The organism is Streptomyces prasinopilosus (assembly GCF_001419695.1).
In the GTDB taxonomy this organism is placed as follows: Bacteria; Actinomycetota; Actinomycetes; order Streptomycetales; family Streptomycetaceae; genus Streptomyces; species Streptomyces prasinopilosus.
In genome coordinates, this window is record NZ_LIRG01000299.1 from 1 (window position 1) to 8,479 (window position 8,479).

Genomic DNA, 8,479 nt, shown 5'->3' on the forward strand with positions numbered 1-8,479 from the left:
AGACCAGACCGGCCACGGCGAGGCCACCAACCCGGGCCACGCCCTGGCCGGTCTGATCTGCGGCTGGGCCGGCATCCTCCTGGGCGCCTGCTTCGGCCTCCTCGTCCTCACCACGCCCTACTGGTAGGACCGGCCGTCCTGATCACGCGGGGCCGGCGGACCCGGCACCCGATCCGGTCCGGCTCGACCCGGCCCGGTCCCGGAGGCGGGCGCGGGCCCGCATCAGGGCGAAGCCCAGGAGGTTCGCGCCGCGCCACTGGGCGGGGTCCGACGCCCTGTCGTTCTTCGCCCCGAGCCCGATGCCCCAGACGCGGTCCCTGGGGCTCGCCTCGACCAGGACGCGGTCGCCCGTGTCCAGCAGGAAGGCGCGCAGGTCCGCGTGGGCGGCGAACTTGTGCGTGCTGCCCTCGACGACGACACGGAACCGCTCGCGCCGCCAGACCGCCTCGTCGAAGTTCCGGACGAGGCGGCCCTCCTTCTTCGCGTCGGCGGGGTGCCCCGCGGCCAGGATCCTCCGCTCCGCCTCCGGGTCCGCGAACATCCGGGCCTTGGCCGCCATCATCCAGTGCTCGGCGGTCCCGTAGGTCAGGCCGTCCACCGTGAACGGCGACGGCCACCACTGGCTCAGGCAGCTCGCGCCGATCCGGCCGTCGGGCAGGGGCCGGTGCCCCCAGAAGTGCAGGAACTTGATCCGCTCCCCGGCCGCCAGTGCCTCGATCAACGCCTCCCGGGAATCGATCACCCCGGTTCCCGCCGCGGTCGCAGCCTGGTCCATGTCCTTCTCCGCCTCCGTGGTCCTGCCCATGCGCGCGAGTCTCGCAGGCGGCACCGACAATCCGCCTGTCCTTTCCGCGATCACGCGATGCCCTGCCGACAGATTTCGTCGCTTAATTAAATGGAAACAACGGAATCACTTGTTGGTACCGCATGTCTCTGCCAGGATCGGCCCTCACATCGAGCCGGCGCCACGCCGCCCCCTCGGACGACGGAGGAGAGCGCCATGCAGCACCCCGGCCCCGCGGCCCCGGAACGGTTCCCGGCCCGGGAACGATGCGCCGACGGGGCGCAGTTCGTCGCGGGACGCCCGGCCCGGGGCACCTCGGGCCGTACGCACACGGTCGTCGACCCGGCCACCGGCGAGGACGTGTACACCTACGAACTCGCCGGTGCCGACGACGTGGACGCGGCCGTCGCCGCCGCGCGCGAGGCGTTCGGGACGTGGGCCGGGGCCACCCCGGGCGAGCGGTCCGACGCGATGCACCGGTTCGCCGCCGTGGTCGCCGAGCGTGCCGAGGACTTCGCCCGCGCCGAGTCCCTGCAGTGCGGCAAGCCCCTGAAGCTGAGCCGGGAGTTCGACGTCCCCGGGAGCATCGACAACATCGCCTTCTTCGCCGGCGCCGCCCGGCACCTGACGGGGCAGTCGGCCGGTGAGTACTCCGGCGACCACACCTCCTGCGTGCGCCGCGAACCCATCGGTGTCGTCGGCTCGGTCGCACCCTGGAACTACCCGCTCCAGATGGCCGCGTGGAAGATCCTCCCGGCGATCGCCGCGGGCAACACGGTCGTCCTCAAGCCCGCCGAGAGCACCCCGCTGACCTCGCTCCTCCTGGCTCGGGCCGCCACCGACGCCGGCATCCCGGACGGCGTGGTCAACATCGTCACCGGCACCGGCCCGGAGGCGGGCGAGCACCTCGTCGGCCACCCCGACGTGGCCATGACCTCCTTCACCGGTTCCACCGCCGTGGGCAGGCGGGTCGCCGCCGTCGCCGCCGGCACCGGCAAGCGCGTCCACCTCGAACTCGGCGGCAAGGCGCCCTTCGTCGTCTTCGACGACGCCGACCTCGACGCCGCGGTCAACGGGGCGGTCGCGGGCGCGCTCATCAACACCGGCCAGGACTGCACGGCCGCCACCCGCGCGTACGTGCAACGCCCCCTCCACGAGGCGTTCGTGGAGCGCACCGCCGCGCTCATGGAGACCGTGCGGCTCGGCGACCCCTTCGCCGCCGGGACCGACCTGGGCCCGCTGGTCTCGCACGCGCAGCGCGACAGGGTGGCCGGCTTCGTCGACCGGGCGCGTGCCCACGCCCGCGTGGTGACCGGCGGCCGGGCCCCGGGCGGGGAACTGGCCGCCGGCGCGTACTACCTGCCCACCCTGATCACCGGCGCCCCGCAGGACAGCGAGGTCGTGCAGGCCGAGATCTTCGGACCGGTGCTGGTCGTCCTGCCCTTCGGCACCGACGACGAGGGCATCGCGCTCGCCAACGACACGCCGTACGGACTCGCCGCCTCCGCCTGGAGCCGGGACGTGTACCGGACCGGCCGCGCCGCGCGCGAGATCAGGGCCGGCTGCGTGTGGATCAACGACCACATCCCGATCGTCAGCGAGATGCCGCACGGCGGTTACAAGGCGTCCGGCTCCGGCAAGGACATGTCCGCGTACTCGTTCGAGGAGTACACCCAGCTCAAGCACGTGATGTCCGACAATACGGCGAAGGCCCGCAAGGACTGGCACCGCACGGTCTTCGGGGACCGATGACCACCGGGCCGACCGACCCGCGGCCCCCTCCGAAAGGCACCACGCGTATGGAGCAGTACGAACCGGACCGCCCTTCCCCAACCCGGGCGGCCGCCGTGCGGCGCGGCCTCCGGGACGGCAGGGCGGCCCCGTCGCGCCGGTCCCTGCTGCGCGCCGGCGCGGGCGGCGCGCTCGCGTTCGGCGGCCTCGGGGCGCTGAGCGCCTGCGGCATCCCCCCGGCGGGCCACACCCAGGGCGGCGTACCGGCCGAGGACCACTCGGAGAAGGAGAAGCGCGTCGCCTTCTCCAACTGGACCGAGTACATGGACGTCGACGACAGCGGACGCGGGCACCCCACGCTGGACGCGTTCACCGGGCGGACCGGCATCGAGGTCACGTACACCGAGGACATCAACGACAACACCGAGTTCTTCGGCAAGATCAAGCCGCAGCTCGCCGCCGGCCAGGACACCGGCCGCGACCTCGTCGTCCTCACCGACTGGCTGGCCGCCCGGCTGATCCGGCTCGGCTGGGTGCAGAAGCTGGACCCGTCCCACCTGCCGCACGCCTACGCCAACCTGTCGCCGCAGTTCCGCAGCCCCGACTGGGACCCGGGCCGTGCCTACTCCTACCCCTGGCAGGGCATCGCGGCCGTCATCGCCTACAACAGGAAGGCACTCGACGGCGTCGAGGTGAGGACCCTCTCCGACCTGCTGGACAACCCGGAGCTCAAGGGGCGCGTCGGCCTCCTCACCGAGATGCGCGACACCATGGGCCTGGTCCTGCTCGACATGGAGAAGGACCCGGAGAGGTTCACCGCCGACGACTACGACGCGGGGATAGCCCGCCTCCAGAAGGCCGTCGACAAGGGGCAGGTCCGCCGTTTCACCGGCAACGACTACACCTCCGACCTCAGCAGGGGCGACTTCGCCGCGTGCGTCGCCTGGGCCGGCGACATCGTCCAGCTGAAGGCGGACAACCCGGACATCGGCTTCCTGATCCCGGACAGCGGCTACATGATGTCCAGCGACAACCTGCTGATCCCGAACAAGGCCCGGCACAAGACCAACGCCGAGCGGCTCATCGACTATTACTTCGAGCCGCGGCCGGCCGCCGAACTCGCCGCCCACATCAACTTCGTCTGTCCGGTCGACGGGGTGAGGGACGAGCTCGCGAGGATCGACGAGGACGCGGCGGACGACCCGCTGATCCTCCCGGACAAGGACATGCAGGCCAAGTCCCGTGCCTTCCGCTCCCTGAGCGCCGAGGAAGAGACGGCATGCGAAGCGAAGTTCGCGAAGCTCACGGGAGCGTGACGGGATGAGGACGACGCACGACACCGACGCCCGCGGCGGGGACGTCCGCCTCACCGGCCTCGGCAAGACCTACGGCGCCTTCACCGCCGTCCACCCCCTCGACCTGACCGTGCCCGAGGGCTCCTTCTTCGCCCTGCTCGGCGCGTCCGGCTGCGGCAAGACCACCACCCTGCGGATGATCGCCGGCCTGGAGGAACCCACGAGCGGCACCGTCCACCTCGGCGACCAGGACGTCACCGCGCTCCCGCCGTACAAGCGACCGGTCAACACCGTCTTCCAGTCCTACGCCCTCTTCCCGCACCTCGACGTCTTCGAGAACGTCGCCTTCGGCCTGCGCCGGCGCGGCGTCAAGAACGTGAGGAAGCAGGTCGGGGAGATGCTGGAACTCGTCCAGCTCGGCGAGCAGGCCCGCAGGAAGCCGCACCGGCTCTCCGGCGGCCAGCAGCAGCGGGTCGCCGTGGCCCGCGCCCTGATCAACCATCCGAGGGTGCTGCTGCTCGACGAGCCGCTCGGCGCCCTCGACCTGAAACTGCGCCGTCAGATGCAGCTGGAGCTCAAACGCATCCAGACCGAGGTCGGCATCACCTTCGTCCACGTCACGCACGACCAGGAGGAGGCCATGACCATGGCCGACACGGTCGCCGTGATGAACGGGGGCCGCGTCGAGCAGCTCGGCCCGCCCACCGAGCTGTACGAGAACCCGCGCACCACGTTCGTCGCCAACTTCCTCGGCACGTCCAACTTCATCGAGGCCGACGTCGACACCAGGTCGGGCGACGACCTCGTGCTGAAGGCGGGCGGCGGGCGGCTCGTCCTGCCCTCGGCACGCAACAGCGGCCCCACGGCGGCCGGCGGCAAGGTGCTGCTCGGGGTGCGCCCGGAGAAGATCGCCCTCGTCCACGCCGACGACGCCGGACGCGTGCCCGAGGGCCGCAACCGGATCACCGGCCGGATCTCCGACTCCAGCTACCTCGGCGTCTCCACCCAGTTCGTCGTCGACAGCCCGGTCTGCACCGCGTTCGAGGTCTACGTCCAGAACGTCGACCGCGACCCCCGGCTGGTGCCCGGCGCCGAGGTCGTCCTGCACTGGAACCCGGCGCACACCTTCGGCCTCGACGCCGCGCAGTCCCTGCTCGCGGGGACGGTGGACCCCGCCGGCGTGGAAACCGCCGGGAAGGAGGCCATTTGATGGCCACCGTCACCCAGCAGCCGCCGCCGCCCCGGGCGCCGTCCCCGTCACCGCCCCCGGCGCCGGTCCCGCGGGTGAAGCCGGCCCGCAGGCGGGGCCGCCGGACGCCGTACCTGCTCCTGCTGCCCGGCCTGCTGTGGCTGGTCGTCTTCTTCGTGCTGCCGGTGGCCTACCAGGCCTCCACCTCCGTCCAGACGGGCTCCCTGGAGGAGGGCTACGAGGTCACCTGGCACTTCGCCACCTACGGGGACGCGTTGTCCGCCTACTGGCCGCAGTTCGTCCGCTCGGTGCTCTACGCGGCCTCCGCGACCGTGCTGTGCCTCGTGCTCGGCTACCCGCTGGCGTACCTGATCGCCTTCCGCGCGGGACGCTGGCGGAACCTGATCATGATCCTGGTGATCGCGCCGTTCTTCGCCGGCTTCCTGATCCGCACCCTCGCCTGGAAGACGATCCTGGCCGACGGCGGCTACGTGGTCGGGGCCCTCGACGCGCTGCACGTCCTGGACGTCACCTCCTGGCTCGGCTGGACCGCCGGCGACCGGGTGCTGGCCACACCGCTCGCCGTCGTCTGCGGTCTGACGTACACCTTCCTGCCGTTCATGATCCTGCCGCTCTACACCTCCCTGGAGCGCATCGACCCCCGGCTGCACGAGGCGGCGAACGACCTGTACGCCGGGCCCGCGACCACCTTCCGCAGGGTCACCCTCCCGCTGTCGATGCCGGGCGTCGTCTCCGGCACGCTGCTCACCTTCATCCCGGCCACCGGTGACTACATCAACGCGGACCTGCTCGGTTCCACCGACACCCGCATGATCGGCAACGTGATCCAGACGCAGTTCCTGCGCGTCCTGGACTACCCGACGGCCGCGGCGCTCTCGTTCCTCCTGATGGCCGCGATCCTGTGCGCGGTCACCGTCCACATCCGCACGTCCGGCACGGAGGATCTGGTGTGATGGCCTTCCTCGACCGGCTCAAGCGCCGCCTCGTCGTCGTCGCGGGACTGCTGACGCTCGGTTACCTGCTGCTGCCGGTCGCGGTGGTGGCCGTCTTCTCGTTCAACAGGCCCAGGGGCCGCTTCAACTACGAGTGGCAGGAGTTCTCCGCGGACGCCTGGAAGGACCCGTGCGGGGTCTCCGGCCTGTGCGGCTCGCTGTCGCTCAGCCTCCGGATCGCGCTGTGGGCCACGCTCGGCGCCACCGTGCTCGGCACCATGACCGCCTTCGCGCTGGCCCGTTACCGCTTCCGCGCCCGAGGCGCCGTGAACTCGCTGGTCTTCCTGCCGATGGCGATGCCCGAGGTGGTCATGGCGGCCTCGCTGCTGACCCTGTTCCTCAACATGGGTGTCCGGCTCGGCTTCTGGACGATCCTCATCGCTCACGTCATGTTCTGCCTCAGCTTCGTCGTGGTCGCCGTCAAGGCGCGCGTGATGTCGATGGACCCGCGCCTGGAGCAGGCCGCCCAGGACCTGTACGCCGGTCCGCTCCAGACGTTCCTGAGGGTCACCCTGCCGATCGCCGCCCCGGGCATCGCCGCGGGCGCGCTCCTCGCCTTCGCCCTGTCCTTCGACGACTTCGTCATCACCAACTTCACCTCGGGCTCCACCGTCACCTTCCCGATGTTCGTCTGGGGCTCCGCGCAGCGCGGGACCCCGGTGCAGATCAACGTCGTCGGTACGGCCATGTTCGTCGTCGCCGTCCTGCTGGTGCTGATCTCCATGGCCGTCGGCAACCGCCGCGGACGACAGAGGACGTGAGGACCGTGAACCGCTGGACGACGTCCCTCGCCGACGCCCGGCCGTCCGCGTACTGGCTGGACGACCCCGGCCGGCCGGAGCCCCGGCCCGCCCTCACCGGCGCCGAGACCTGCGACCTGCTGGTGGTGGGCGGCGGGTACAGCGGACTGTGGACGGCGCTGATCGCCAAGGAACGCGACCCGGACCGGGACGTGGTCCTGGTGGAGGGACGCGAGGCGGGCTGGGCCGCCTCCGGCCGCAACGGCGGATTCTGCGCCGCCTCCCTCACCCACGGCCTGGCCAACGGCCTGGCCCGCTGGCCGGAGGAGATCCACGAGCTGGAGCGGCTGGGCGCCCGCAACCTCGACGCCATCGAGGAAACCGTCACCCGCCACTCCATCGACTGCGACTTCGAACGCACCGGTGAACTCGACGTCGCCACCGCGCCCCACCAGGTACGCGAACTGCGCGACCGGTACCGGGAGATCGAGCGCCTGGGCCTCGCCGACGGCGTCGACCTCCTCGACACCGACGCGGTCCGCGCCCAGGTCGACTCGCCCACCTTCCTGGCCGGCCTCTGGGACCGGCGGGGCGTGGCCATGCTCCACCCGGCGAAACTCGCCTGGGGACTCAAACGGGCCTGCCTCGCCCTCGGCGTCCGCGTGTACGAGCACACCCCCGCCCTCACCCTGCGCCCGTACGGCGCCGGGATGTCCGTCCGCACCCCCTACGGGCAGATCCGCGCCCGCACGGCCGCCCTCGGCACCAACGTCTTCCCCAGTCTGGTCCGACGGGTCCGCGCCTACACCGTCCCGGTCTACGACTACGCCCTGATGACCGAACCGCTCACCGACGGACAACTCGCGTCCGTGGGCTGGAGGAACCGGCAGGGGCTCGGCGACAGCGCCAACCGGTTCCACTACTTCCGGCTGACCGCCGACCGGCGCGTCCTGTGGGGCGGCTACGACGCGGTCTACCCGTACGGCGGACGGGTGCGGGCCGAGTACGACGACCGGCCCCGGACGTACGCGAAGCTCGCCGGCCACTTCTTCACCTGCTTCCCGCAGCTGGAGGGCGTCCGCTTCACCCACGCCTGGGGCGGCGCGATCGACACCTGCTCCCGCTTCTCCGCGTTCTACGGCACCGCCCACCGGGGCCAGGTCGCCTACGCGGCCGGCTTCACGGGGCTCGGCGTCGGCGCCACCCGCTTCGGCGCCGAGGTGATGCTGGACCTGCTGGCGGGGGAGCGCACCGAGCGCACGGAACCGGAGATGGTGCGCAGGAAGCCGCTGCCGTTCCCGCCCGAGCCCTTCGCCTGGACCGGCATCGCGCTCACCAAGTGGTCGCTGGCGCGCGCCGACACCCACGACGGCCACCGGAACCTGTGGCTGCGGACGCTGGACAGGCTCGGGCTCGGGTTCGACAGCTGAGAGCGGCTCCCGGCGGTGCGGCCGGTTCCGGCCGGGGCGGCTGCTGCGGCGACCGGGGCCGGCGGACGTGACCCGGTTCACCCACCCGGGTGCCGAAACCCGCGTAATGCCCGGCGGAAGGCCTCCTCTCCCCTCGGGACGCGACGCTCTCGTGTCCACGACAGGGAGGAAGGCATCTGTGATGACAGGGACGAAGCCGGCGCTCGAGTGGCTCTCCTCGGTCGCACCCGATCCCGTGGCGTGCCGCCGGGAGTGGGAGCGCAGCCCGCACGGGACGGCGCTGCTGCCGGCCGGCAG

7 protein-coding genes are annotated in these 8,479 nt (G+C 71.8%); 6 read left to right on the forward strand and 1 reads right to left on the reverse strand.

Annotated elements, in window-relative coordinates:
* Positions 1-142: 142 nt before the first annotated feature.
* The gene (locus AOK18_RS13650; protein ID WP_074995573.1) at positions 143-805 is read right to left on the reverse strand and encodes an NADAR family protein; all 663 of its coding nucleotides are present in this window, start codon (positions 803-805) and stop codon (positions 143-145) included.
* A 195-nt stretch (positions 806-1,000) separates the two neighbouring features.
* Between AOK18_RS13650 and AOK18_RS13655 the strand changes: the two genes are divergently transcribed.
* The 6 genes from AOK18_RS13655 to AOK18_RS13680 are packed head-to-tail and all read left to right on the forward strand — an operon-like array spanning position 1,001 to position 8,182.
* The gene (locus AOK18_RS13655) at positions 1,001-2,536 is read left to right on the forward strand and encodes a gamma-aminobutyraldehyde dehydrogenase (RefSeq protein ID WP_055694523.1); all 1,536 of its coding nucleotides are present in this window, start codon (positions 1,001-1,003) and stop codon (positions 2,534-2,536) included.
* Positions 2,537-2,583: 47 nt separating this feature from the next.
* Positions 2,584-3,831, forward strand: a complete 1,248-nt coding sequence (locus AOK18_RS13660; protein WP_055694524.1) for a polyamine ABC transporter substrate-binding protein — start codon at positions 2,584-2,586, stop codon at positions 3,829-3,831.
* A gap of 4 nt (positions 3,832-3,835) precedes the next feature.
* The gene (locus AOK18_RS13665) at positions 3,836-5,020 is read left to right on the forward strand and encodes an ABC transporter ATP-binding protein (RefSeq protein ID WP_055694525.1); all 1,185 of its coding nucleotides are present in this window, start codon (positions 3,836-3,838) and stop codon (positions 5,018-5,020) included.
* The gene (locus AOK18_RS13670; RefSeq protein WP_055694526.1) at positions 5,020-5,973 is read left to right on the forward strand and encodes an ABC transporter permease; all 954 of its coding nucleotides are present in this window, start codon (positions 5,020-5,022) and stop codon (positions 5,971-5,973) included. The genes AOK18_RS13665 and AOK18_RS13670 overlap by 1 nt, the downstream gene beginning before the upstream one ends.
* Positions 5,973-6,773, forward strand: coding sequence for an ABC transporter permease (locus AOK18_RS13675; RefSeq protein WP_055694527.1), 801 nt, complete (start codon positions 5,973-5,975; stop codon positions 6,771-6,773). Before AOK18_RS13670 ends, AOK18_RS13675 begins: the two co-directional genes overlap by 1 nt.
* Before the next feature lie 5 nt (positions 6,774-6,778).
* Positions 6,779-8,182 (forward strand): NAD(P)/FAD-dependent oxidoreductase, encoded by a 1,404-nt coding sequence (locus tag AOK18_RS13680; RefSeq protein WP_055694528.1) that lies wholly within the window; start codon positions 6,779-6,781, stop codon positions 8,180-8,182.
* The last annotated feature ends 297 nt before the right edge of the window (positions 8,183-8,479 follow it).